Source organism: Pseudomonas asuensis, from assembly GCF_014646755.1.
GTDB lineage: Bacteria > Pseudomonadota > Gammaproteobacteria > Pseudomonadales > Pseudomonadaceae > Chryseomonas > Chryseomonas asuensis.
Window position 1 is genome coordinate 281,930 of record NZ_BMNW01000004.1, and the last position, 25,337, is coordinate 307,266.

Below are 25,337 nucleotides of genomic sequence, written 5' to 3' on the forward strand. Positions count from 1 at the left end.
GCTTATTCACCCAGCAACTGTACGATCCGGGCGCGATCCGCATTGAAATTGACTTCTGCCGTCTGGCGATCCTTGATGTAGCGATCCAGCTCACCTTGCAGGCGATGCTCTTCACCCTTGAGCGACTCGATGCGCTGAAGCAGATCATCCGGCACAGCCTGACCTCCACGCTGGTAGCCAGCCGCCTGACTCATGAGCGCGTCGCGCTGCTGGTTGAGGGCCTGAAGATTTCCACGTTTGACCGCCGCCAAGCCGTCCAGCTCATTGAGCTTGCGCGTCTTGGCACGGTCGACGTCCGCTACGCTGCTGTACAGCCTGAGCAGTTTCGTATCGGCTTGAGCCTGCTGCTTGGCTGCCGCTCGTCGGAGAATTTCTTCAGCGGGCGGGGCAGGGGGCACGACCTTCATGACGCGTCCCTGCTCGTTAAGGATGTCGTACCCCTTACCTGCATACTCGGCCGGAACGCCCTGCCGATCGATCACGGTCACGCCGTTACGATCCACATAGCGATACAGCTGGATGGTGGTGGGCTCAGCAGCCAGAACACTACTTGTCAGTAAAATCAGGGCGCTCCCAAGCACCGCCTTTTTTATTCTTGCCACCGCCATCTCGCCTCATACGTCAGTTCAGATACCGTAATTCGCGCGGTAGGCTTCAACCGCCGGCAAATGCTGCTTCAGCTCAGTGTCACCGGCCAGATACTCCAGTACCTGATCCAGGGCCACGATACTGACGACTGGCATTCCAAAGTCTCGCTCGACTTCCTGAATGGCCGACAGCTCACCCTTACCGCGCTCCTGACGATTCAATGCAATCAATACGCCAGCAGGCGTAGCACCTTGTGCCTGGATGATCTGCATCACCTCGCGGATTGCAGTACCGGCAGTGATGACATCGTCGACAATCAGCACTCGACCCGCCAATGGCGCACCTACCAGCATGCCTCCTTCACCGTGGTCCTTGGCCTCCTTGCGGTTGAAACACCAGGGCACATCACGACCATGTTCTTCGGCCAGCGCAACTGCTGTAGCGGCAGCCAACGGAATCCCTTTATAGGCCGGACCGAACAATACGTCGAAATTAAGGCCTGAATCTGTGACCGCAGCGGCGTAGAAACGTCCTAGCTGAGCCAAGGCGTTTCCGCTGTTGAACAGACCGGCATTGAAAAAGTACGGACTAACACGTCCGGACTTCAATGTGAATTCACCGAAGCGCAGAACTCCGCGCTCGATAGCAAAACGAATGAAATTGCGTTGATACGCCTGCATTACGAAAATCCCGGGCGGCATGAATTTAGCTAAAGCGTTTGAGCTCGGGTATCATACATCCACGATTTTTTGGGGGCCATTTATGCGGATCATTAGTATGAACGTGAATGGTATTCAGGCTGCCGTTGAGCGAGGGTTGCTCAATTGGCTACAAGCCCAGAATGCCGACGTGATCTGCTTGCAGGACACCCGCGCCTCTGCCTTCGATCTGGAAGACCCTGCCTACCAACTGGATGGCTACTTCCTCTATGCCTGCGACGCCGAGGTACCTAGCCAGGGCGGTGTTGCGCTGTATAGCAAGCTCCAGCCCAAAGCGGTCATTAGCGGCCTGGGTTTTGAGACTGCAGATCGTTACGGACGCTACCTGCAAGCCGATTTTGACAAAGTGAGTATTGCCACGCTGCTTCTGCCTTCGGGCATGGGTGGTGATGATGAGCTGAACCACAAGTTCAAGTTCATGGACGACTTCACTAATTACCTGAACAAGCAGCGCCGCAAGCGTCGCGAGTACATCTATTGCGGTTCGCTCTACGTCGCACATCAGAAGATCGATGTGAAGAACTGGCGCGAATGTCAGCAAATGCCGGGCTTTTTAGCACCTGAGCGGGCCTGGATGGACGAAGTGATCGGCAATATGGGCTATGTAGACGCCCTGCGCGAGATCAGCCGCGACGGCGACCAATTCAGCTGGTGGCCGGACAGCGAGCAGGCCGAGCACCTGAACCTGGGCTGGCGCTTCGACTACCAGATCCTGACACCAGGCCTGCGTCGATTCGTACGCTCGGCACGTCTGCCTCGGCAGCCGCGCTTCTCTCAGCATGCTCCGCTGATGATCGATTACGATTGGGCGCTCAGCATCTGATGATGAATAAAAAACCGGCCCTGGGGCCGGTTTTTTATTGCCTATGGCTCAGACAACAGGTCGCCAGCAGAAGGGATACCGGTAAGGGCGGCCCTTGTTGGCCTTGAGACCTGCGATAACCGTCAGCACAAAACCCCAGACACCAACAAGCACCATCAGGGGAAACCCGATCAGTACCCAGGCGAGCAACCAACAGAGCAGAGTCGCCACGGTAATGGTGAGCTGAAAGTTGAGCGCTTCCTTGCCTTGGTCATCAATGAAAGGATCTGTCTCGCGCTTGAACTGCCAGATGACAAGCGGTCCGATGACATTGCCGATCATGGGCGCCACGAACCACAGAAACGCCGAGTAGTGGCAGAGCATGGCCCAACGGCGCGCCTCTGCACTGGGAACTTGCTGTAGTTCGTTCATACGCCCTCGTCAGGTCAGTCGGCCAAAACGGCCTTTTGTATCTCGAACAGATCCTTGATGCCTTTCTGAGCCAGCGCCAGCATGGCGTTGAACTCTTCAGGCTGGAAGGGTGCGCCTTCAGCGGTGCCCTGGACCTCAATGAAGCCACCGGCATCAGTCATGATCACGTTCAGGTCTGTTTCGGCAGTGGAATCTTCAAGGTAGTCCAGATCCAGCACCGGTGCGCCCTGATAGATACCTACAGAGACTGCGGCAACCATCTGCTTGAGCGGATTGCCCTTGAGGCCGCTACGCTTCTTGAGCGCCGCCAGGGCATCAACCAGCGCCACGCAGGCACCTGTTACCGAAGCCGTGCGGGTACCGCCATCAGCCTGGATAACATCGCAGTCGATGTACAGAGTATTCTCGCCCAGCTTGGTCAGATCTACTGCTGCACGCAGCGAGCGACCGATCAGACGCTGGATCTCCAAGGTACGGCCACCTTGCTTGCCACGAGAGGCTTCACGCTGGGTACGTTCGCCGGTTGCCCGTGGCAGCATGCCGTATTCGGCTGTCAGCCAGCCTTGACCCTTGCCCTTCAGGAAGCGCGGCACACCGGCCTCAACGCTGACCGTGCAGATCACTTTGGTGTCACCGAACTCCACCAGAACCGAACCTTCAGCATGCTTGGTGTAGTGACGGGTGATGCGGATCTCGCGTAACTGGTCGGCAGCGCGACCACTCGGACGATTCATGTAGGGATACCTGTTGCAGGAGAAAACTGGTCGTCATTATAGGCCCCATAGAGGATGATGCGACATCACTACGTTGGGCCCGCCGTCAGGCTGGGGTAGACTTACTTCTTTTTTGCGGACCGCTCTGCAGCGAAAACGTTTCCGTGACCGTTGCCGAGTATTCCCGCACTGCCTAAGCGAGGACATTCCATGGTGCATAGCATGACGGCCTTCGCCCGCGTTGAACGCGCGGGTGTGTACGGTACGCTGAGCTGGGAGTTGCGCTCGGTCAATCATCGCTACCTTGAGCCGCACCTGCGTTTGCCTGAGGCGTTCCGTGACCTGGAGGGCAGTGTCCGCGAGGCGCTGCGCCAGGGCCTGTCACGTGGCAAGGTGGAATGCACCCTGCGTTTCAGCGAAGAGAATGCCGCACCCAGCCTACAAATTGATGAACAGCGTGCGGGCCAACTGATTGCTGCAGCCGAACGCCTGTCGTCCATGATCAGTCAACCTGCCCTGATCGACCCGATGACCGTCCTGAGCTGGCCCGGTGTACTGGTCTCCCAGAACGCCGACCCACAGGCTCTGAATGCCGAGGCAAAAGCCCTGTTCACGGCTGCATTGGACGAGCTGAAGGCTGGCCGTAACCGTGAAGGCGTTGAGCTGGCCCGGCTGATCGAAGAGCGTTTGCAGGCCATACGGGTAGAAGTTGCGGCGCTTCGCGAGCTGATTCCCGGAATGCTTGCCGCGCAGCGCCAAAAGATTCTCGACCGCTTTGCCGAGCTGAGCCTTGAAGCCGATCCGCAGCGGCTTGAGCAGGAGCTGGTCATGCTGGCCCAGAAAAGTGACGTAGCCGAAGAGCTGGACCGCCTGAGCACTCACGTGGGCGAGGTCAGCCGTGTGCTCAAGACGGGTGGTGCCGCCGGTCGTCGTCTGGACTTCCTGATGCAGGAACTCAACCGCGAAGCCAATACCCTAGGCTCAAAAGCCTTTGACCCGCGCTCTACGCAGGCCGCGGTCAATCTCAAAGTACTGATAGAACAAATGCGCGAACAAGTGCAGAACATCGAATAGGCCATTCACTATGACAGCCCTTCCTGGCACCCTTTACATCGTTTCGGCGCCCTCGGGTGCAGGCAAGACCAGCTTGGTCAAGGCCCTGCTCGATGCCCTGCCTGAAGTCCGTGTATCCGTCTCCCACACCACGCGCGCCATGCGCCCGGGGGAGGTAGACGGCGTGAACTACCACTTTGTGGATGTCTCGACCTTCCAGGGTCTGCTGGAACATGGCGACTTTCTGGAGCATGCTGAAGTCTTTGGCAATTACTACGGCACATCGCAGCGCCAGCTGGAGCAGACTCTCGCCGAAGGTCATGACCTGATCCTTGAGATCGATTGGCAGGGTGCTCAACAGGTGCGCCGCAAGATGCCCCACGCTCAGTCCATTTTCATTCTGCCTCCCAGCCAGGAAGCGCTACGCCAGCGATTAAACAATCGCGGGCAGGACAGCCATGACATAATCGAGCGACGCATGCGCGAAGCGGTCAGTGAGATGAGTCACTATGTCGAATATGACTACCTGATCATCAATGACGACTTTGCCTCGGCGCTGGAAGACCTCAAATCTGTTTTCCGTGCCAGACAGCTGCGTCTGGATCGCCAGCAACGCCGACACAACGAATTGCTCGAAAAGCTCCTGATCCAGCGGTCATGAGCCAAACGGCACTTCCCTAAGTACCACCAATTTTTTAGACTACACAGTCCTCCCGCTTCGGGATCACTTGTCACGAGGAACACCATGGCCCGCGTCACCGTTGAAGACTGCCTGGATAACGTCGATAACCGTTTCGAACTGGTCATGCTCGCCACCAAGCGTTCACGCCAGCTCGCCACCGGCGGCAAAGAACCCAAAGTACCGTGGGACAATGACAAGCCGACCGTAGTAGCCCTGCGCGAAATCGCTGAAGGCCTGGTTGATTACGAAGTAATCCGTCTGGACGACATCGTTGAAGAAGAGCCTCTGTTTGCGGCTTTTGAAGAAAACAACGAGGCGGACAGCGAGGCGCTGTAAGATGCCGGACCGACGAGCCGTCACGTGGGCCGGCAGGAGATAAACCATCCATGCCAGCCATAGACACGTTCTCTGAACGGCTCGCGTCCTATTTAGGCCCTGACCAGGTCAACCTGGTCCGCCGCGCCTATTACTACGCCGAGCAAGCTCACGACGGGCAGCGCCGCCGCAGCGGCGAGCCCTACGTGACCCACCCGCTTGCCGTTGCCAATATTCTCGCCGACATGCACATGGACTATCAGAGTCTGATGGCTGCCATGTTGCACGATGTTATCGAGGACACCGGTATTGCCAAGGAAGCGCTTACAGCGCAGTTTGGCGAAACCGTGGCCGAGCTGGTGGACGGGGTCAGCAAACTGACCCAGATGCAATTCGAGACAAAAGCCGAAGCTCAGGCAGAAAACTTCCAGAAGATGGCGATGGCCATGGCGCGTGATATTCGCGTCATTCTGGTCAAGCTGGCTGACCGGCTGCACAACATGCGTACACTTGATGCCATGCCGCCGGACAAAAGCCGCCGCATTGCCAAGGAAACCCTGGAAATCTACGCACCGATCGCCAATCGGCTGGGCATGCATAACATGTATGCTGAGTTTGAGGACCTTGGCTTTCGTGCCATGCACCCTATGCGTGCCGAGCGTATCCGGCGCGCAGTGAAGGCAGCCCGTGGCAATCGCCGCGAGATTGTCAGCAAGATCCAGGAGTCACTGGCCAGCTGCCTTCAACGTGAAGGGCTGCCGGGCGAAGTAATCGGTCGCGAAAAGCATCTCTATAGCATCTATCAAAAGATGCGGGGCAAGCGTAAGTCGTTCAATGAAATCATGGACGTCTATGCCTTTCGCCTCATCGTCGACAAGGTCGACACGTGTTACCGCGTCCTGGGGGCTGTACACAGCTTGTACAAGCCGATCCCGGGCCGCTTCAAGGACTACATTGCCATCCCCAAGGCCAACGGCTACCAATCGCTGCATACAACACTGTTTGGCATGCACGGCGTACCGATTGAAATCCAGATTCGGACCCGCGAAATGGAAGACATGGCCAATAACGGGATCGCGGCGCATTGGCTATACAAATCGGGCGAAGATGAGCCTAAAGGCTCCCATGCTCGTGCACGCCAGTGGGTCAAGGGTATTCTCGAGCTCCAGCAGCGTGCGGGTAACTCCCTTGAGTTCATCGAGAACGTCAAGATCGACCTGTTCCCGGACGAGGTCTATGTCTTTACGCCGAAGGGCCGGATCATGGAGCTGCCCAAAGGCTCCACACCGGTCGACTTTGCCTATGCGGTGCACACCGATGTGGGCAACAGCTGCATCGCCTGCCGCGTTAATCGTCGACTGGCACCGTTGTCACAGCCGCTCAACAGCGGTGAGACAGTGGAAATCATTACCGCGCCGGGCACACGGCCTAATCCTGCCTGGTTGAATTTCGTGGTGACCGGCAAGGCGCGGACAAACATTCGCCATGCGCTCAAGCAGCAGCGACGGTCGGAATCGATCAGTCTGGGCGAGCGTTTGCTCAACAAGGCGCTCGCCAACTTCAACACCCAGCTCTCCAAGATTTCCCTGCCGCGTATCCTGCCGGTTCTGGCGGAACACAAAGTCGTGGTGCTTGAAGACCTCCTGGAAGAGATTGGCCTGGGCAACCAGATGGCCTATGTCGTGGCTCGTCGACTGGTGTCGGCTGATGCCGAAAGCCAGGAAGACAAGGCGCAAACCGAAGGTCCACTCGCGATCCGTGGTACTGAAGGACTTGTCCTCAGCTACGCCAAGTGTTGTACGCCGATTCCGGGTGATCCGATTGTTGGACATCTGTCTGCCGGCAAGGGCATGGTCGTGCATCTGGACAGCTGCAAGAACATCGCCGAGATTCGCCAGAATCCCGAGAAGTGCATTCCGCTGACCTGGGCAAAGGATGTGGTTGGCGAGTTCAACGTGGAACTGCGTGTTCAACTGGAACATCAGCGTGGCTTGATAGCCATGCTGGCTACCAGCGTGACGGCGGTCGATGCCAACGTTGAAAAGATCAGCATGAACGAGCGCGATGGCCGGATCAGCGTGGTCCAGCTTGTGGTCAGCGTACACGACCGCGTGCATCTGGCCCGAGTCATCCGCAAATTACGTACACTTGCAGGCGTTGCCGGTATCACCCGCGTTCGCAGCTGACGAACCTTCCCACGCATCCCTTATGCCTGCTAGCCTGTCGATTCTATCGACAGGCTTTTGTTATCTGGCTAAAGGAGCGACTTCATGAGCAAGACCGTGATCCATACCGAGAATGCACCGGCCGCCATCGGCACCTACTCCCAGGCCATTAAGGTCGGGAATACGGTTTACCTGTCCGGGCAGATCCCATTGGATCCCAAGACCATGGAGCTGGTAGAGGGCTTCGAGGCGCAGACCGTACAGGTTTTTGAGAACCTGAAAGCCGTAGCGGAAGCCTCGGGAGGCTCGCTGGCTGATATCGCCAAGTTGAATATCTTCCTGACTGATCTCAGCCACTTCGCCAAGGTAAACGAGATTATGGGTCGTTACTTCCAACAGCCCTATCCGGCACGTGCTGCCATTGGCGTAGCGGCGCTGCCCAAGGGCGCCCAGGTTGAAATGGACGGCATCCTGGTCCTGGAATAAGCGTCTCAGGGCGCAGCCACACGGCTGCGCCTGCTTGCCCTAGGCATTCAGGATAGCGGAATAGCCTTCGCGAAAGCTGGGGTACTGCGGTATCCAACCCAATGCACGGGCACGTGTATTACGGCAGCGCTTGCTACCGGCACGGCGCACAGCCGACTCCTCCGCCCAGTGGGTAACACCTAACTGCTCACGCAACCACATGACCACATCATGCAGTGGGGCAGGCTCATCATCGACACCTAGATAGACAGCGTCCAGCGCAGCGCCTTGTTGATCGGCCATCAGCAAATGCGCAAGCAGTCCTGCGGCATCGTCAGCATGGATACGGTTGCCATACAGGGGTGGCTCACTGGCAACGCGATAGCCTTGGCGGACCTGATTGAGCAACCACTCGCGGCCAGGTCCGTAAATACCGCTCAAGCGAACAGCGGTCGACGGCAGGCCGCTGGCCTGTGCCACCTGCTCGGCTTCCAGCAAGATTTTTCCAGAATAGCCATCGGGCTCGGTAGCCGAAGTTTCGTCAACCCACTCTCCATTTTTCTGCCCATACACGCCAGAGCTGGAAATGAACAGCAGCCGACGCGGCGTCTGCTGATGCTGCCCGAGCCACGCCAACACATGCTGAAGCCCTTCGACGTAGGCGGTGCGATAGCCGTCCTCATCATGCTGCGTTGCAGCAGCCGCATATACGACGTAGTCCAACGGCTCGGTCGGCCACTGCGCCGGAGCATGGGCGGCTGTCAGATCGCCAGCAACCGGCAGGATAGCGTCCGGCAGCTGCTCCACTGCGCGGCGCAGTCCATACACTGTCCAACCGGCAGCCTGCAGGCGTACGCCCAGGCGGCTGCCAACATCACCACAGCCGGCAATCAGAACACGAGGGAAGGCGGACATAGGAGGTACCTGCACCAATAAGTCATTGAGTACAGTAGCTTGCCGGGTCACGTTTTATGCCTCAAGCATTACAAGACGGCTTGGTTCAAAAAAGAGCAGCCGTTATGCTTGCAGGTGATAGTATTTGTTAATTGGTCATCAGCTGACCCGTCTGGCGAACGAACTCGGAACGGACGACCTTCAAGCGTCACCGTTACTTCGGAATGGTGCCTTGCCTGACACTTCGCCGAGCCTCGTGCGCAGCTGTTTATGGAAAGGCTCTAAGGATTGATTCAATCATGACCCTCACTGAACTGCGCTATATCGTGACTCTTGCCCAAGAGCAGCACTTCGGCCGTGCCGCCGAACGCTGCCATGTCAGCCAGCCGACCCTGTCGGTGGGTGTGAAAAAGCTTGAGGACGAATTGGGCATCCTGATTTTTGAACGCAGCAAGAGTGCGGTTCGCCTGACGCCGACGGGTGAAAGCATTGTGGCTCAGGCCCAGAAGGTACTGGAACAGGCACAAGGTATCCGCGAGCTGGCCCAGGCGGGCAAGAACCAGCTCAGCGCGCCGTTGAAGATTGGCGCCATTTACACCATCGGACCTTATCTGTTTCCCCACCTGGTTCCCCAGCTCAATCGCGTGGCTCCAGAAATGCCGCTGTATATCGAGGAGAATTTCACCCATGTGCTGCGAGACAAGCTGCGCACCGGTGAACTCGATGCCATCATCATTGCATTGCCCTTCAGCGAGCCGGACGTCCTGACCAAGGCGCTCTATGATGAGCCGTTCTACGTCATGATGCCGGCACGCCATCCCTGGACAGAACTCAAGTCGATTGACAATTCCCAGCTCAACGACAAGAGCCTGTTACTGCTCGGGGAGGGGCACTGCTTCCGCGATCAGGTACTTGAGGCCTGTCCGACCGTGCGCAAGCATGGCGACGAAGCCAAACATACCCAGGTTGAGTCTTCCTCGCTGGAAACCATCCGCCACATGGTAGCCTCCGGGCTGGGTGTATCTGTCTTGCCGTTCTCGGCGGTGGAAAGCCATCACTATGCACCCGGCATAATTGAAGTTCGCCCGTTCAACGCACCCGTGCCTTACCGTACGGTTGCCATTGCCTGGCGTGCCAGCTTCCCGCGTCCGCGCGCCATTGAGGTGCTGGCCGACTCGGTACGCCTGTGCTCCGTCGCACGACCTGAAGCTGAGGGAGTCGTAAAACCGGCATGACCGAGCTGTCTGCGATTCCGGTCACCACGCTGAAAGGCATCGGCGCGGCCATGGCAGAGAAGTTGGCCAGGGTAGGGCTTGAGAATCTGCAGGATGTCTTGTTCCACCTGCCTTTGCGTTACCAGGACCGTACCCGTATCGTCCCCATTGGTGCCTTGCGCCCGGGGCAGGATGCTGTCGTGGAAGGGGTTGTGGCGACCGCCGATGTGATCATGGGCCGCCGCCGCAGTCTGCTGGTTCGCCTGCAGGATGGCAGCGGTACGCTCAGCCTGCGTTTCTTTCACTTCAGCCAGGCGCAAAAAGATGGCATGAAGCGTGGCACGCATTTGCGCTGTTACGGCGAAGTACGGCCCGGCGCCTCGGGGCTTGAAATCTATCACCCCGAATACCGGGCCTTGAAAGATGAGGCACCTGCACCGGTCGAGCAGACGCTGACGCCGATCTACCCGACCACCGAAGGGCTGACGCAACTGCGCCTGCGGCAACTGACCGAGCAGGCATTGGAGCGTTTGGGCCCTCACAGCCTGCCGGACTGGCTACCGCCGGAAATGGCAAAACAATACAAGCTTGGGCCCCTGGCTGAAGCCTTGCGCTATCTACATCGTCCGCCGCCGGATGCGGATGTCGAGGAGCTGGCGATAGGGCATCACTGGGCTCAGCGACGCCTGGTTTTCGAAGAATTGCTGACCCATCAGCTTTCCTTGCAGCGCCTGCGTGAAACCATGCGCGCACAACAGGCGCCACCGCTGCCGCCGCCGAAAAAGCTGCCTAAGCAATACTTGGCTAACCTGGGCTTCAAACCCACCGGCGCACAGCAGCGGGTCGGTGCGGAAATCGCCCATGATCTGGCCCAGCATGAGCCTATGCTGCGTCTGGTCCAGGGCGATGTTGGCGCAGGCAAAACGGTTGTCGCCGCCATGGCCGCGCTGCAAGCCATCGAAGCCGGGTATCAGGTCGCGCTGATGGCCCCGACGGAAATCCTGGCCGAACAACATTACCTTAACTTCCAGCGCTGGTTTGAACCGCTGGGACTGGATGTTGCCTGGCTGGCGGGCAAGCTCAAGGGCAAGGCGCGCGCAGCGTCGCTGGAGCGTATCGCAGCCGGCACGCCAATGGTGGTAGGCACGCACGCCCTGTTCCAGAGTGAAGTCCACTTTGCGCGACTGGCTCTGGTTATTATCGATGAGCAGCACCGCTTCGGTGTTCAGCAGCGGCTGGCCTTGAGGCAGAAAGGTGTAGAAGGGCGCCTGAGCCCTCATCAGCTCATCATGACCGCTACGCCTATTCCACGCACACTGGCCATGAGTGCGTATGCAGATCTGGATACTTCAGTTCTTGACGAGCTGCCTCCAGGCCGTACGCCCGTTAATACCGTAACCATCACCGACACCCGCCGCGAAGAAGTGGTAGAGCGCGTTCGTGCGGCCTGCCTGGAAGGCCGACAGGCTTATTGGGTCTGCACACTGATTGAAGAATCTGAAGAGTTGACGTGTCAGGCCGCAGAAACCACGTTCGAAGAATTATCGCTGGCCTTGGGCGAGTTGAAGGTCGGCCTGATTCATGGTCGGATGAAGCCTGCCGAGAAAGCCGAAATCATGGCGCAGTTCAAGGCGGGCGAGCTGCAGCTCCTGGTGGCCACCACAGTCATCGAAGTTGGGGTGGATGTACCCAACGCAAGTCTCATGATCATCGAGAACCCCGAGCGTCTTGGCCTTGCCCAGCTACACCAGCTGCGCGGCCGGGTAGGGCGGGGCAGCGCCGTCAGCCACTGCGTGCTGCTATTCCATCCCCCGCTATCGCACATTGGCCGTGAACGGCTGGCGATCATGCGGGAGACCAACGACGGCTTCGTGATTGCCGAACGGGACCTGGAGCTGCGTGGCCCGGGGGAAATGCTAGGCACCCGCCAAACCGGTCTTCTGCAGTTCAAGGTAGCTGACCTGATGCGTGACGCCGATCTGCTCCCGGCCGTGCGGGATGCAGCCCAGGAGCTGTTGGCAAAGTGGCCGACTCATGTCAGTCCGCTACTGGAACGGTGGCTACGCCATGGCCAGCAATATGGCCAGGTCTAAATAAAAGTTTGCGACCTTTGGTCTGAGGCATTCCAGTGCGGCGTGAGGTAGTTATACTGGCTACATCTGGCCTAGCGGAAATACCATGACTGACGTAGCCCACACCTCCGAGCCAACCCCCCATGCACCAGCGCCCATCAAGGAAATGCTGGATAGGCTAGGGGTGTCCTATCGTGAAGTGAATTCCACGACGGGCCTCGCTTCCAATGCCCAACGCGTACAGGCCGTTCTGCTGGATGACGCGGCTGGGGTTCTGATGGTTCTGTTTCCTCAGAATCAGCTGCTCGACCTTAACCGTTTGTCAGAGCTGACCGGCCGCACGCTAACCGTCATGAAGCCCTCCCGGCTCTCTCAGGCGCTGCACAAGCACGAGCTCAAGGTATTGCCGGGCCTGCCTACGCTAAGCAGCTCGCCCTGCCTGTATGACGAGCGTCTGCTCAAAGAGCCGAATCTGCTGCTGGAGTCGGGTGAAGAAGATGTCCTCCTGGAAGTCTCAGTCGATGACTTCCGTCGCCTGTTGGCTCAAGCCAACCCAGGTCGGTTTGGCGAGCCCTTGCTCGACATCCAGCCCAACCAGACGCGCCCGGAAGCGGACGATGCGGAAATTACCCGTGCCGTCACGCATTTCACGGCCCGCCGTATCAAGCAGCGCCTCGATGAGACACTGGAAATTCCACCGCTGTCCAAGACAGCTGAGAAGATCATCAAGTTGCGCGTTAATCCCGAGGCAACGGTGGATGATCTGGCAGGCGTAGTGGAAACCGATCCGGCGCTGGCAGCCCAAGTCATCAGTTGGGCGTCCTCTCCGTATTACGCTGCGCCTGGCAAGATTCGCTCGGTAGAAGATGCCATCGTGCGAGTCTTGGGTTTCGATCTGGTTATCAACTTAGCCTTGGGCCTTACGCTGGGCAAAACGATCAGCCTGCCCAAGGACAATCCGCAAAGCGCAACGCCCTACTGGAAACAGTCCATCTTCACGGCAGCAGTCATTGAGGGGCTGGCACGTGCTATGCCACGCAAGATGCGGCCGGAGATGGGTATCGCGTACCTGTGTGGACTGCTGCATAACTTCGGTTATCTGGTGCTGGCCCATGTTTTTCCGCCGCATTTCTCGCTGATCTGCCGCCATGTAGAAGCCAACCCGCATCTGGACAGCAGCTTGATCGAGCGCCACCTGATCGGTATCACCCGTGAGCAGATCGGCGCCTGGCTGATGCGTAACTGGGAAATGCCGGAAGAGCTGGTAGCTGCACTTCGCTTCCAAGCCTATCCGGTCTATGACGGCCCCAACGCTACCTATGCCAACCTGACCTTTATGGCCGTGCAGCTACTGCGCGCCGAAGGCATTGGTAGCGGTCCCGCACATCCCATTCCTCCCGAGCTCTACGAGCGTCTTGGGCTGACCCCTGAAAAAGCTCAGGAGTGCCTAAGCCGGATCATGGGTGCCGAGGCGGCTCTGCGCGAGCTGGCGTCTCAGTTGCCTCACTAAAAACCGCAGGCTAGACGGCTTTCCTTACGGGCAGTCGTCTTGTCTGAGGAACTTCCTCCCTCGCTTGCTTGCCGACATGGATAAGGGCCGGGCCTTTCGCCTGCCCATTGAATGGAGGATAAGCGATATGCCAAATGCAGAGGGCAAGATCCGTTATGCAGTTGTTGCAGGTGGCTGGATTTCCCAGGGCGCGTTCATGCCAGGCGTTGGACAGACCAGCAATTCGGTCATGACCGCGTTGGTAACCGGCGATCCGGTCAAGGCCGACGCACTCGCCAAGCAATACAACCTCAAAAGCTACCGCTACGAGGACTTCCCGTCACTGCTGTCTTCCGGTGAAATCGACGCCATTTATCTGGCTACGCCCAACTTCCGCCACCGTGAATTTGCCGTACCGGCTCTGGAAGCAGGTATTCATGTACTGCTGGAAAAGCCCATGGCTACCAGCGAAGAAGATTGCAAAGCCATCATCGAGGCCTCCAAGAAATCCGGCGCCAAGCTCATGATCGCTTATCGCCTGCACTGCGAGCCGGGGACTGTTGAAATGGTCGAGCGCATCCGCAAGGGTGATATTGGCGACCCCCGTATCTTTACATCCATGTTTGCTCAGCCCCTGGACCCTCAGAATCATCGCGCCCTGAATGGCTATTGGGCAGGACCGGTGCCGGACATGGGGCCCTATCCGCTCAATGCTGTTCGCAACCTGTTTGGTGACGAGCCGATCGAAGTGCAGGCCGTGGGGGTCAATACACCCGGACGTAACATCACCACCTATGACGCGGTCTCTGTGACCTTACGCTTCCCTAAGGAACGCCTTGCGCAGTTCACCGTCAGCTACAGCGCACCTAATACCGAGCGCTTCCAGGTTGTAGGCTCAAAGGGCGAGTTTGAAGCATCTCCCTGTTTTGGCTTTGGTGAGGGCGTAGCGATTACCTATCGCGCCACCATTGAAGGCGAAACCCAGGAGCATGCACATCCTGTCGTTGATCAGTTTGGGGGTGAGACCGAATACTTCTCCGACTGCATCCTGAATGACCGTTCTCCGGAAATGGATGGCGAAGAGGGCTGGCGCGACATCCGTGTACTGGCTGCCATTGAACGTGCGCTGGAAACCGGACAACCCCAGACCCTGGAGCCGCTACCACCCCGACAAGGCCCTACTCAGGCGCAGGTGCGTACCTTGCCACTTGCCAAGGTACCAGACTATATCAACACCACTGAGCCCACCACCTGATGCCTTGTCCGGCCAGCGTAGCGTCTTGAAACGCTTCGCTGGTCGATCCAGCCTGCTGACTGTGCGAGGCGGCTCCACATCCAGTACCCTGATGCATATTCTGTTGCTCAAGGTTGCCTGCCATGACTAATGCTCGCCGTCTTATTGTTATTCTTGCCATCTTCCTGGCTGCTATTGCAGTGGCTGCCCTGGGCTATCGCGCTTACCGAACCGATGCGGCGCCGACACCTACCGAACTAATGGATGCCGGCATCGTTATGCTGCCTCAGGGCAAGGCCCTGCCTGCTCTTAATTTTACAACGCAGGATAAGGAAGCGATTACGCTGGACTCGTTGAAAGGGCAGTGGCGGTTGATGTTTTTTGGCTATACCTTTTGTCCAGACGTTTGCCCGGCGACGTTGGCGCAGCTTAGACAGTTGTTTACCAAACTGCCTGAACAGGAGCGTAACAAGCTGGGCGTGACGTTTGTGACTGTTGACCCGGCACGCGATACGCCAGAGCGGCTGAAGCAATATATCGAGTTCTTCAACCCTAGCTTCAAGGCATTGGCCGGCGACATGACCGACACCCAGACACTGGCTAATACCGTCGGAATTCCCTTCATTCCGGCTGATACCACTCAGCAGAGCTATACAGTAGACCACGGCGCCAACCTGGTTCTGATCGACCCGAACGGCCGCGCGGTAGGGTATGTACGCCAACCTATAAAGCTGGATCTGCTCGCGCAGCAATTGCCCCGACTGATGGAAGCCAAGCGCTAACCGCGATAGGCGGATCAATCCAGACGCCGATACGCTGAGAAGCAGTATCGGCGTCCCGCGTTATTTGGCAAACAGCTGGCTGATATCCTTGAATGCCTTGAATTCTAATGCATTGCCGCAAGGGTCCAGCAGGAACATGGTGGCCTGCTCACCAACCTGGCCCTTGAAACGTACATAGGGTTCGATCACGAATTTTATTTCGCGCACTTTCAGGCGATCCGCCAGCGCTTCCCATTCATCCCACTCCAATACCACACCAAAGTGCGGTACAGGCACATCATGCCCATCCACTGGATTGGTATGAGCATGTTCTTGTACGGCGGTACGTGGGTGCTCGTGAATAACCAGCTGGTGGCCAAAAAAGTCGAAGTCTACCCACTGCTCGCTGCTACGGCCTTCAGAGCAGCCAAAGACCTCACCATAAAAATGCCGAGCGGCAGGCAGGTCATAAACGGGAATGGCCAAGTGGAAAGGGGAGAGCGCCATGGAACACCTCATTAGCGTGAGCAAGGCCCTATTGTTAGCTGCAAGCGTTTCGATAGAAAAACGAATATTCTTGCTGCCGAGCAGCAAAAATATTGGGGCTGATGGTGCTTCGAGAATTGAAGACTTTTATTGCCGTTGCGCGGCATGGCACCTTTTCAGCCGCCGGGCAGCAGGTCGGCTTGACGCAATCTGCTGTTAGCGCGCAGATGCGGCAGCTGGAGCGTGATTTAGGTGTACGGCTGTTCGACCGAACCGGCCGCGCAGCCCTCCTTAACGCCTCAGGCCAGCAGGCGCTTCCGCTGGCAGAGCAGATTCTATCGTTGTATGAGCAAATGGCCGCCCCCACAGACGTTGCCCATTGGCAAGGTGAGTTGAAGATAGGTGCGATCGCCACGGTTCAGACCGGCGTGCTGCCCGAAGCACTGATGCGCTTTCGCCAGGAGGCTCCTCAGGTGGATATCAAGTTGATTCCCGGTGTCTCGCTGCACCTGTTGGGGCGTGTAGATGCGGGCGAAATTGACTTGGCACTTCTCATTAAACCGCCCTTTGCCGTGCCCAAGGAGCTGGATGAGATTCCATTGGCCCGGGAGCCATTCGTGCTGATCACACCCGAACCGCTGCCGGGTGATGACCCCTTGGCTTTACTGGCAACACAACCCTTCGTCCGTTACGACCGCGGCTCATTCGGTGGTCGGCAGGTCAGTCGATTCCTGCAACAGCAGCGGCTCACCGTGCGTGAGACGCTGGAGCTCGACGAGCTGGAGGCTATTGTCAGAATGGTGGAGTGCGGCCTGGGTGTAGCGCTGATCCCTCTGGCCGGCCTGCAACTTGCGCAGGCGCGAGTACGCGTGCTCTCCCTGGGCCCTCTCACGTTCTACCGCGAGTTGGTCGCCATCCGCCGTCGAGGCCTGCGCAAGCAGGCTGCGCTATCGTTCTTTCTGGACTGTGTACAGAGCGCCAGAGGCTGATCAGAGCATACGCTCCAGCCCTACGGCCCGTACGATCCAGGCGTTGAAGCGGCGCCACACTCCGCCGGGCTCGTGATCCAGCTCGTACAGCTTGCCGTCACGCTCTTCCAGCCAGATCAGCTTTGTCGTTCCATCGCGTTCGACTCGCTTTACCTGATAGCTGACACCCAAGGCCATGCCATCCAGAATCAGCTGGCGAACGTGCCCGGCGAGGACCGGGCTATCCACCATGATGCCGACTTCGGTGTTCCATAAGATCGAACGTGGATCGAAATTGAAAGAGCCGACAAAGGTATGTTCACGATCCAGCACCATGGCCTTGCTATGCAAACTGGAAGCGGACTGCCCGAAACTGTAAGGGGAGGCATGCAGGCCCTTTTCTGGTCGATTGCGCATCTCATAGAGCTTTATGCCGTGCCTGAGTAACTCTTCACGGTAGGGCGCATAACCACCATGAACAGCTGGAACATCTGTCGCCTGCAATGAGTTGGTCAATACCCGGATGTCTACTCCCTCACTGGCCTTATCGCTCAGGTAGTCCACCCCGGTCTGGGTTGGAACAAAGTAGGCAGATACCAGAAAGAGCTCCTTGTGCACCTGCTCTAGCTTAGGCATCAGTTGGGTGGTCAACAGCAGAATGCGGTCCGGCTCACCCTCCGCCAGGACTTTGCGCGGGGCATCCCACAGGGCCTGCCCATTTGCCCAGGTCAGCTCGCGAAGCCAGCCCTCCATTTGCGGAGCCGTAGCGTAACGGCGTAGCCGGTTGTAAAGCGCAGAGTCTTTTACCCGCTCGCTCTCCAGATAACGCTTGAGTCCGGAGCGCATTCGGTTCAAGGCAGACGCAGTAGGAGGACGACGCAAAAACCCCGTAATGGGCTGGCTGATTTTACTGTTCCAATACTGATCGAAACTCACGCCAAGCTGGTGTGCGACTGGCCCCGCCCCTAAAAGATCAAGGTCAGTAAAATTCATCTCTGGCTTGGCATCAAAATACTCATCGCCGAGATTACGTCCCCCTACGATAGCCACACTGTTATCGGCTAGCAGGAGTTTATTGTGCATCCGGCGATGCTGTTGCGACAGATGCAGAAAGCGCCCCAACTGGCGGGTTATACCGGTACGGCGGCCGTCATGCAGTGGATTGAATACGCGCACCTCAATATTAGGATGCGCGGCCAGGGCGGCGAGTGCATAGTCATTACCATCGCTGCTGGTGTCGTCGAGCAGGAAGCGAATCCGTACGCCTCGATCGGCTGCCGCCAGGAGCTCATTAACCAGCATACGGGTCGTGACGCCGTCATGGACGATGTAATACTGGATGTCCAGGCTGCGTTGAGCCATGCGGATTAATTCGGCACGGGCCGTAAAGGCATCCGTACTGGATTCCAGCAGGCGAAACCCCGATTGCCCGGGATGCTGAATAGCCTGCTTCTGAAGCATGGTATTGAGGTGTGTACCCGCAGGCGCGAGCATAGAGGAGGGAACAGGGGTTTGGACCTGAGCACAGCCCGTCAGCAGAACGAAAGACAGCAGTAATAAGCGGGCGTACACAGGTTCCCTCCAGACCAATTGCGTTTCCCTTCGACGCCTTTATTGCAGTTAAATTCAGAGGATCAAGGCAGAAAGCCATGATGAGAACGGCCTGTGCCTTTCGCTGTTCAGACAGCTGGCAAGCGGACCGTTTGCTGGGAGTAATGGCCCTTTTCAGGCCCTTGCAAGACAAGGAGGCCCCTACAGGCCAACTCATGTGCACGCCAGCCTAGAAAGGTATCCGTCGCGAAAAAGCCTTCGCTGCGTACCATGACCTCGGCCATCACGCGGGCGAGCGGTTGCCATTCTGGCGTGCAATGCTGGATGAGGATAGTGTCGACCGTTTCGTAACCGCTGTACTGGAACGCACCGCCTATCCACCGCCTGATATCAGCCTTGGCTTCGACTGCCTTATGCCAGGCGCTGGCCAGACTCTGTTGCTGCTCTGGCAGGATAGGGTCGGGGCTATACAGCTCCTTCAACAACTCAGGTGAGCATTGGCCGACGGCACGGCGAGCCTGCACATCGCTACGATATGTTCCACATGGAACACTGTATAACGCAACAGAAGAATGGTGCAGAGCAGCAGCGATACGGCAGAGCAGGAGTTGCTCGGAAGCGCTGTCGCCATGCCAGACAGTAATGGGGCGATTGCCTTGTGCTACATGCTCGAGCCACTTGGCATCGTCTGCCAGCTGGTAGGAAAAATCAGGAGCGGCAACATCGTCTGGCCAGACGGCCTTCCAAAATGCCGACCGTACCGGGCAGGGCGGCTGGTGTACATCTACCAGCGGCCCTACGGCCAGATCGTCACGCATTATCCGTAGGGATGCAGCGGCTTCGGTATCAATCACCTGACGGACACCTTCAGCCGCAACATCACCACAGACAACGTGCCACATCAGTCAGGCTTATCCTTCTTGAGCTTGGGGTTCGGGAAGAACTGAGCCACCTTGACCTGAGCCGTCGCAGGCTTAGGCTGCTTAGGTGCATTAACGCGCGTAGGCAACTCCTTGGGAATGGAGTTACCCCGCTCGTCGAGCGTATCTCCGTAGCCGCAGGAGGCGCACTCGCGGTGCGGCACGCCATCCTCATTCCACATCTTCATCGTGTCCACCGTCTGGCAGGCGGGGCACACGGCCCCGGCGATGAAGCGTTTTACCGGTCCGCTCATGCAGCCTCCTCGGTAAGACCGGAATGGCGCAGCAGGGCATCGATGCTAGGCTCGCGGCCACGGAAGTCCACGAACAGCACCATAGGCTCCAGCGAACCGCCACGAGCCAGTACAGCTTCACGGAACGCGCGACCCGTCTCGGCATTAAAGACGCCATCTTCTTCAAACTTGGAGAAGGCATCGGCCGAAAGAACTTCCGCCCACTTGTAGCTGTAATAACCAGCCGCATACCCGCCCGCAAAGATGTGGGCAAAGCTGTTGGCGAAGCGGTTATAAGCAGGTGGACGCATGACCGACACTTCGTCTCGGATGGACTCCAATACATCCAGCACACTACGGCCATCGCCGTGAGTCGCGTGCAGTTCGAAGTCGAACAGTGAGAACTCCAGCTGGCGGACCATCATCAGGCCAGATTGGAAGTTCTTTGCAGCCAGCATCTTGTCCAGGAGCTCCTGAAGCAGTGGCTCGCCAGTCTCGTAATGGCCGGAAATCAGCGCCAGACCTTCCGGCTCCCAGCACCAGTTTTCCATAAACTGACTTGGCAGCTCGACCGCATCCCATGCCACGCCGTTGATACCGGATACACCGGCATGCTCAATGCGGGTAAGCAGGTGATGCAGGCCATGACCGAACTCGTGGAACAGGGTGGTTACCTCATCGTGGGTCAGCAGAGCGGGCTTGCCACCGCTGGCCGGGGTGAAGTTGCAGACGAGGTAGGCGATCGGGTTGATCAGCTCGCCCTGGGCATTGCGACGCTTGTCACGGGCACCGTCCATCCAGGCACCGCCACGCTTGTTGGCACGGGCATAAAGGTCGAAGAAGAAGCGGCCAACGTGCTTGCCGTTCTCGGTAATCTCAAACAGACGAACCTCAGGATGCCACTTATCAAAGCCCTCCTTGATTTCGCTGATCTCAATACCGTAGAGCTTTTGTACTACAGCGAATAGGCCGGAGAGAACCTTGTCGACGGGGAAGTAGGCACGCAGCTCTTCCTGCGACAGGGAGTAACGCGCCTGTCTCAGCTTCTCGGCAAAGTAGCCGGTATCCCAGCTCTTGAGATCAGTTACGCCCTGCTCAGCAGCAAAGGCCTTGAGCTGATCCAGGTCACGCTGGGCGAAGGGCTTGCTGCGCTGAGCCAGATCACGCAGGAAGCTCAGGACCTGTTCGCTGGACTCGGCCATCTTGGTCGCCAAGGACAGTTCGGCGTAATTGGCATAGCCCAGCAGGCGCGCCAGCTCCTGACGCAGGTCGAGAATCTCTTCCATCACTGGGCCGTTGTTGAATTGTCCAGCGTTGGGGCCCTGGTCAGAGGCGCGGGTGCAATAGGCCGCATAGACTTCCTCGCGCAGAGCGCGATCGTCGGCGTAAGTCATCACTGCGTAGTAGCTTGGGAATTCGAGGTTGATCAGCCAGCCTTCCAGCCCCTTGGCCTGGGCCGCAGCAGCCATCTGGGCCTTGGCGGAATCTGGCAGACCAGCCAAAGCAGATTCATCAGTCACATGCTTGGTCCAGGCCTGGGTAGCATCTAACAATTGGTTGGAAAACTTGCTGGACAGCTCGGACTTGCGCGACTGGATCTCGCCGTAGCGCTTCTGCTGTTCAGGCGGCAGATCGATACCCGATAAACGGAAATCACGCAGAGCATTGTCGAGAATCTTCTTCTGAGCAGCATCGAAGCCCTTGGCCTCTTCGCTTTCGGACAGTTTCCGGTAGGCCTCGAAAAGATCCTTGTTTTGCCCGATCTCGGTGGAGTATGCGGAGAGCTTGGGCAGGCAGGCCTCGTAAGCGGTACGCAGCTCAGGGTTGTTACACACGGCATTCAGATGAGTAACCGGGCTCCATGCCTGGCCCAAGCGGTCGTTCAGCTCGTCGAACGCCACGACCAGCCCCTGCCAGGTGGGGTTTTCCTTTTGGGTCTTCAGCAGCTCGGCAATGGCGGCGCGGTTGTCTGCCAGAATTTGATCAATGGCCGGCTCGACAGATTCGGGCTTGATCGCAGAATAGGGTGGCAGATCGTAGGGCTGTAACAGAGGATTGCTGGCGCTCACGGTGTTCCCCTTAAGGATATATACGGGTAGCTTGAGCCCCACGCCGACCGGGATACGGCTATGCTGCCTCAAAGGACGCATTGGCCGGGCCTACCCAGTCAACGAAAGGCTCTCAAAGAAGACTATATGGAGCCCATCTTAACCAGACTCAAGGCTCGCCTGATTAGAAAAGGTATCTATCGTGACCATTCGCACTTACCAGAATAAAACGCCCGTGCTGGGCGAACGCGCTTTTGTCGATGCCACCGCTGTGGTCATTGGTGACGTGGAGCTGGGCGCAGACAGTTCTATCTGGCCGCTGACCGTAATTCGCGGCGACATGCACCGCGTGCGCATCGGTGCCCGTACCAGCATTCAGGACGGTAGCGTTCTGCATATCACCCATGCTGGCCCCTTCAACCCGGACGGCTATCCTTTGATCGTAGGTGATGAAGTCACTGTCGGCCACAAGGTTACGTTGCATGGCTGCACCCTTGGTAATCGTATACTGGTGGGCATGGGCAGCATTGTCATGGACGGCGCCGTGATAGAAGACAATGTGATTATCGGAGCAGGCAGTCTGGTCCCACCGGGCAAGAAGCTGGAAAGCGGGTTTCTTTACGTAGGCAGCCCCGTCAAACAGGCGCGGCCGTTAACAGAGAAAGAGCGTAACTTCTTTGAGTACAGTGCGAATAACTATGTGAAGCTTAAGGATCAACACCTGGCCGAAGGGTATGACCGGCCCGGTGTATGAGAAAACAAGGTCGGTAACGGCCTTGTTGTTTGACCAGAAATATCGCTGCACTCAGCTAAGCGTTTGCCCATCATACAGGAGCGTATACCTGCGGGATGGGCACGGCATAGCCGACCTTAGGCCTCTGAACCAGGCGGGCTATTTGTCGGCGGGATACCTTGCGGCATGGGCGCCCGGTCCGTAGTGGCGGCCTCGCTTGGCATGACGAGGTAGGTGCGTGGATCAGCGATGGTAATGCCCAGCTCGCGAAATCGCTTGAGAATGCGCCGGTTGGTTTCACGTTGCACGCCCCAACGGCCCTTGTCGATACAACGCATCTGACCCAGCACCGTCACCATCGAGCCGTCTACTGCATCCACACCCCAAATTTCCAGATCGTTAATGATCAGATCCTTGAAGCCCGGGTCCTGACGCATTTCAGCACCAATGGCCTTCAACTCGCTAAAGACCTGGTCGATATCGGTGTTATAGCCCACATTGATACGAATGGAAGCGTTGCCAATGCCGCGGTTGATGTTGTTGACCGTGGAGACTGAGCTGAACGGCACGATATGCAACGAGCCATCGCCTGCTCGAATCCTTACGGTCCGAATCGACAGGTATTCGACCGTACCGGATACACCAGCCACCGTGACCCAATCACCGACTTGCATAGCGTTCTCCATGAGCAGGAAGATGCCAGTGATAAAGTCCTGCACCAGCTTTTGCGAGCCAAAACCGACCGCTACACCAATGATGCTCGCACCGGCCAACAGGGGTGTGGTGTTGATACCGATCTGGCTCAACGCCGTCAGGCCTACCACGAGCACAATGATGATAAGCAGGAAACTGCGCAGCATGGGCAGCAGTGTGCGCAGCCGTGCAGCCCGGACCAGATCCCCCTGGCTCGTCCAGCGTGTTAGACGTCGTTGTACCGCCGCGTTGGCAGACTCCCAAACGATAATTGCCACAAGGGCAGCCACCAGAATAGTCAGCATGGCAGAAAGCAAGCTGCGTCCAATAGTGCCGCTGGCAAACCAGCCCAGCGCATTCAGGCCCCAGAGCTGGAATAAGGCAATGACAGTGCATCCGGTAATAACCGCAGTGATGAGCCGACGCGCGAGCGGGTAGTACCGGTCAGCCAGTCGGCTACGGATCGACGGGGCAGGGATATTGTCAGCCTCTGCAGATGGATCATGCTTGGGTTGGAAGGCACGACCCACTGCGCCCAGCACCAGGATCGCCAAAAGCCGCGCCGCAATGACTACTGCACCGGACAGGGCAATAAAGTTGATCAGCTTGGGAAAGCCGTTTTCAACGCCTAATGCCCACACTACCCACAGACCAATGACGAACGCTGCGGCAAAGAAGGCCCAAACCAGTGCCAACCAATTGCGCAGGGCAGACACTGGTCCTGTTGCCTCGGCTGGCGCTTCGATCAGTGCACCTACGGGCTTGCGCACTTTGAAGATAAGAACAACCAGACAGAAGTGAACCAATAGGGAGAACAGTTTAACGATAGCCAGATGACCGGCACGGCCTGCGCCTAATGCCTCAACTGCCTCGGCCAGCGCGATGCCAAAAGCAGCGAGCACAACGGCAAGCCGTATCCAGGTCTCCAGGGTCTGGGCAATAGCGTTTCTGACGCGGATGATGCGCATCCCATGACCTATTGGTGAGATCAACAGGCGAACCACAGCCATGCAGACGCGAACGGTGACGTAGGCACCAACAAAGCCTTGTACGACTGCCATGACACGCTGCTCATCGCCTGAAAGCGCCCGTATGATCAAGGCCGCTGCGCCAAAGAACAGCACCAGTGGCAGCAGATCAAGGATCAGCGAGCCCAGGGCATAGGGCAGGTGACGCAGGGTGCTCCAGTGCTCACCCGGCATGGCGGTATGCCGTAGAGACGTGGTGGCATCCTTAGGCATCGCGTCGACCGTTGGGGGTTGAGCAGCCGTATCGGTAGCCGTGCTGGCTGACCGCTCCTGGGCAGTATTATTACCACCCACGGGTACGGCCTCGATCTGCTCGACACCATCGCGTGTCGTTTGTACAAGCGCGACCTCTTCACTGGCAGGTCGAATACCACCGATCTCGGCAGCATTGGCAATAGCCTCCTGCCCGGCCTGCTCTTGCTCGACTCTCGCCTTTGCCTGAACCTGGCGCTGCTTTTCCGCCTGCTCCGCCTGTTCGCGAAGGGCGCGCTCATCAGCCTCTTGAGCATGCTGGATGAGCGCGCGGCGCGGCCTGCCCAGGAGATACCGCAGCCCCCACTCAAGGGCGAGGCCTGCCCCAAATACGATTGCCAGATCGATCAGTGCTTCGCCCAGGATATGCCGACCCTGGCCGCTGACAGAATGCGCCCGTAGCCAGACAGGAAACTCCAGCGCAGCCTGCTTGATCTGGCGCAACTGATCTTCCAGCCCATCGCCCCACCGGCTGACTTGCCGAAGGGTTCTGGCAATCAGGCCATTCTCTTCGATTGCTACGGCAGCAGGTGCTTCGGCAGGGGCTGGGGTATCTGCGGCGGCATCGTCTGTTGCCTGCTCATCCGCCGCTGCTGTCTCGGGGCCTTTGGCCGGCGCCGTATCGGCAATTGCCTTGAGTGCACGCACAGCCTCGGCCCGCTGCTGCTCATCCTGCAGTACGCTGACGGCACGTCGTGCATCGCTGGGCGAAATCGTTTCGTCAGCAGCGGTGGCGTTACCCGCCGTCAGAACTAAGGTAAAGATCAGGAGGAACGCAAGGCACACTTGCGAAATCTGTTTATGCATGGCTCTCGGATCGGATTGGG

The 25,337-nt window shown here is 57.9% G+C and carries 24 protein-coding genes; 13 read left to right on the forward strand and 11 right to left on the reverse strand.

What is annotated here, in order from left to right:
• Positions 1 to 2 precede the first annotated feature (2 nt).
• Together IEX86_RS10815 and pyrE are read right to left on the reverse strand one after the other, a co-directional pair.
• A complete protein-coding gene (locus tag IEX86_RS10815; protein ID WP_373290420.1) occupies positions 3 to 602 on the reverse strand; it encodes a DUF4124 domain-containing protein in 600 nt (199 codons plus the stop codon).
• A 24-nt stretch (positions 603 to 626) separates the two neighbouring features.
• The gene (gene pyrE, locus IEX86_RS10820; RefSeq protein WP_188866130.1) at positions 627 to 1,268 is read right to left on the reverse strand and encodes an orotate phosphoribosyltransferase; all 642 of its coding nucleotides are present in this window, start codon (positions 1,266 to 1,268) and stop codon (positions 627 to 629) included.
• A gap of 82 nt (positions 1,269 to 1,350) precedes the next feature.
• Between pyrE and crc the strand changes: the two genes are divergently transcribed.
• Positions 1,351 to 2,130 (forward strand): catabolite repression control protein Crc, encoded by a 780-nt coding sequence (crc, locus tag IEX86_RS10825; RefSeq protein ID WP_188866131.1) that lies wholly within the window; start codon positions 1,351 to 1,353, stop codon positions 2,128 to 2,130.
• A 48-nt stretch (positions 2,131 to 2,178) separates the two neighbouring features.
• Here crc and IEX86_RS10830 read toward each other — a convergent pair whose 3' ends face one another.
• Together IEX86_RS10830 and rph are read right to left on the reverse strand one after the other, a co-directional pair.
• Positions 2,179 to 2,541 (reverse strand): DUF4870 domain-containing protein, encoded by a 363-nt coding sequence (locus tag IEX86_RS10830; protein WP_188866132.1) that lies wholly within the window; start codon positions 2,539 to 2,541, stop codon positions 2,179 to 2,181.
• Between the two features lie 14 nt (positions 2,542 to 2,555).
• A complete protein-coding gene (gene rph, locus IEX86_RS10835) occupies positions 2,556 to 3,275 on the reverse strand; it encodes a ribonuclease PH (RefSeq protein ID WP_188866133.1) in 720 nt (239 codons plus the stop codon).
• Positions 3,276 to 3,464: 189 nt separating this feature from the next.
• Between rph and IEX86_RS10840 the strand changes: the two genes are divergently transcribed.
• The 5 genes from IEX86_RS10840 (at position 3,465) to ridA (ending at position 7,955) form a co-directional block, all read left to right on the forward strand.
• Positions 3,465 to 4,328, forward strand: a complete 864-nt coding sequence (locus IEX86_RS10840; RefSeq protein ID WP_188866134.1) for a YicC/YloC family endoribonuclease — start codon at positions 3,465 to 3,467, stop codon at positions 4,326 to 4,328.
• 10 nt (positions 4,329 to 4,338) lie between these two features.
• The gene (gmk, locus tag IEX86_RS10845) at positions 4,339 to 4,968 is read left to right on the forward strand and encodes a guanylate kinase (protein WP_188866135.1); all 630 of its coding nucleotides are present in this window, start codon (positions 4,339 to 4,341) and stop codon (positions 4,966 to 4,968) included.
• A gap of 84 nt (positions 4,969 to 5,052) precedes the next feature.
• Positions 5,053 to 5,325, forward strand: coding sequence for a DNA-directed RNA polymerase subunit omega (gene rpoZ / locus IEX86_RS10850; RefSeq protein WP_188866136.1), 273 nt, complete (start codon positions 5,053 to 5,055; stop codon positions 5,323 to 5,325).
• A gap of 50 nt (positions 5,326 to 5,375) precedes the next feature.
• Entirely contained in the window at positions 5,376 to 7,490 is a 2,115-nt protein-coding gene (spoT, locus tag IEX86_RS10855) for a bifunctional GTP diphosphokinase/guanosine-3',5'-bis pyrophosphate 3'-pyrophosphohydrolase (protein WP_188866137.1), read from the forward strand.
• A gap of 84 nt (positions 7,491 to 7,574) precedes the next feature.
• Positions 7,575 to 7,955 carry a deaminase RidA gene (ridA, locus tag IEX86_RS10860; RefSeq protein ID WP_188866138.1) on the forward strand — a complete coding sequence of 127 codons (381 nt, stop codon included), beginning with the start codon at positions 7,575 to 7,577 and terminating at the stop codon, positions 7,953 to 7,955.
• Positions 7,956 to 7,994: 39 nt separating this feature from the next.
• On the opposite strand, the gene IEX86_RS10865 is transcribed toward ridA, so the two are convergent.
• Positions 7,995 to 8,849, reverse strand: a complete 855-nt coding sequence (locus IEX86_RS10865) for an SDR family oxidoreductase (protein WP_188866139.1) — start codon at positions 8,847 to 8,849, stop codon at positions 7,995 to 7,997.
• Positions 8,850 to 9,127: 278 nt separating this feature from the next.
• Between IEX86_RS10865 and IEX86_RS10870 the strand changes: the two genes are divergently transcribed.
• From IEX86_RS10870 to IEX86_RS10890, 5 genes are all read left to right on the forward strand, one after another.
• Entirely contained in the window at positions 9,128 to 10,063 is a 936-nt protein-coding gene (locus IEX86_RS10870) for a hydrogen peroxide-inducible genes activator (protein ID WP_188866140.1), read from the forward strand.
• Positions 10,060 to 12,135, forward strand: coding sequence for an ATP-dependent DNA helicase RecG (recG, locus tag IEX86_RS10875; protein WP_188866141.1), 2,076 nt, complete (start codon positions 10,060 to 10,062; stop codon positions 12,133 to 12,135). The genes IEX86_RS10870 and recG overlap by 4 nt, the downstream gene beginning before the upstream one ends.
• Before the next feature lie 85 nt (positions 12,136 to 12,220).
• Positions 12,221 to 13,624 (forward strand): aminoacyl-tRNA deacylase and HDOD domain-containing protein, encoded by a 1,404-nt coding sequence (locus IEX86_RS10880; protein WP_188866142.1) that lies wholly within the window; start codon positions 12,221 to 12,223, stop codon positions 13,622 to 13,624.
• Between the two features lie 127 nt (positions 13,625 to 13,751).
• Complete coding sequence (locus IEX86_RS10885; RefSeq protein WP_188866143.1) at positions 13,752 to 14,858, forward strand: Gfo/Idh/MocA family protein; 1,107 nt, start codon at positions 13,752 to 13,754, stop codon at positions 14,856 to 14,858.
• A gap of 122 nt (positions 14,859 to 14,980) precedes the next feature.
• Complete coding sequence (locus tag IEX86_RS10890; protein WP_188866144.1) at positions 14,981 to 15,619, forward strand: SCO family protein; 639 nt, start codon at positions 14,981 to 14,983, stop codon at positions 15,617 to 15,619.
• 60 nt (positions 15,620 to 15,679) lie between these two features.
• Here IEX86_RS10890 and IEX86_RS10895 read toward each other — a convergent pair whose 3' ends face one another.
• Positions 15,680 to 16,105: a VOC family protein gene (locus IEX86_RS10895; RefSeq protein ID WP_188866145.1), complete on the reverse strand. Its 426-nt coding sequence runs from the start codon at positions 16,103 to 16,105 to the stop codon at positions 15,680 to 15,682.
• Positions 16,106 to 16,209: 104 nt separating this feature from the next.
• On the opposite strand from IEX86_RS10895, the gene IEX86_RS10900 reads away from it, so the two are divergent.
• Positions 16,210 to 17,073: a LysR family transcriptional regulator gene (locus IEX86_RS10900; protein ID WP_188866146.1), complete on the forward strand. Its 864-nt coding sequence runs from the start codon at positions 16,210 to 16,212 to the stop codon at positions 17,071 to 17,073.
• On the opposite strand, the gene IEX86_RS10905 is transcribed toward IEX86_RS10900, so the two are convergent.
• The 4 genes from IEX86_RS10905 to prlC all read right to left on the reverse strand — a co-directional run bounded on the left by IEX86_RS10905 (position 17,074) and on the right by prlC (position 21,825).
• On the reverse strand, positions 17,074 to 18,624 hold the full coding sequence (locus IEX86_RS10905) for a phospholipase D-like domain-containing protein (protein WP_188866147.1): 1,551 nt from the start codon (positions 18,622 to 18,624) through the stop codon (positions 17,074 to 17,076).
• A 107-nt stretch (positions 18,625 to 18,731) separates the two neighbouring features.
• Entirely contained in the window at positions 18,732 to 19,505 is a 774-nt protein-coding gene (locus tag IEX86_RS10910) for a DUF1835 domain-containing protein (protein WP_188866148.1), read from the reverse strand.
• Positions 19,505 to 19,777, reverse strand: a complete 273-nt coding sequence (locus IEX86_RS10915; protein WP_188866149.1) for a YheV family putative zinc ribbon protein — start codon at positions 19,775 to 19,777, stop codon at positions 19,505 to 19,507. The genes IEX86_RS10910 and IEX86_RS10915 overlap by 1 nt, the downstream gene beginning before the upstream one ends.
• On the reverse strand, positions 19,774 to 21,825 hold the full coding sequence (gene prlC / locus IEX86_RS10920) for an oligopeptidase A (protein ID WP_229685304.1): 2,052 nt from the start codon (positions 21,823 to 21,825) through the stop codon (positions 19,774 to 19,776). Before prlC ends, IEX86_RS10915 begins: the two co-directional genes overlap by 4 nt.
• A 181-nt stretch (positions 21,826 to 22,006) precedes the next feature.
• Between prlC and IEX86_RS10925 the strand changes: the two genes are divergently transcribed.
• On the forward strand, positions 22,007 to 22,558 hold the full coding sequence (locus tag IEX86_RS10925) for a gamma carbonic anhydrase family protein (RefSeq protein WP_188866151.1): 552 nt from the start codon (positions 22,007 to 22,009) through the stop codon (positions 22,556 to 22,558).
• Positions 22,559 to 22,674: 116 nt separating this feature from the next.
• Here IEX86_RS10925 and IEX86_RS10930 read toward each other — a convergent pair whose 3' ends face one another.
• A complete protein-coding gene (locus tag IEX86_RS10930; RefSeq protein WP_188866152.1) occupies positions 22,675 to 25,317 on the reverse strand; it encodes a mechanosensitive ion channel domain-containing protein in 2,643 nt (880 codons plus the stop codon).
• Positions 25,318 to 25,337 lie beyond the last annotated feature (20 nt).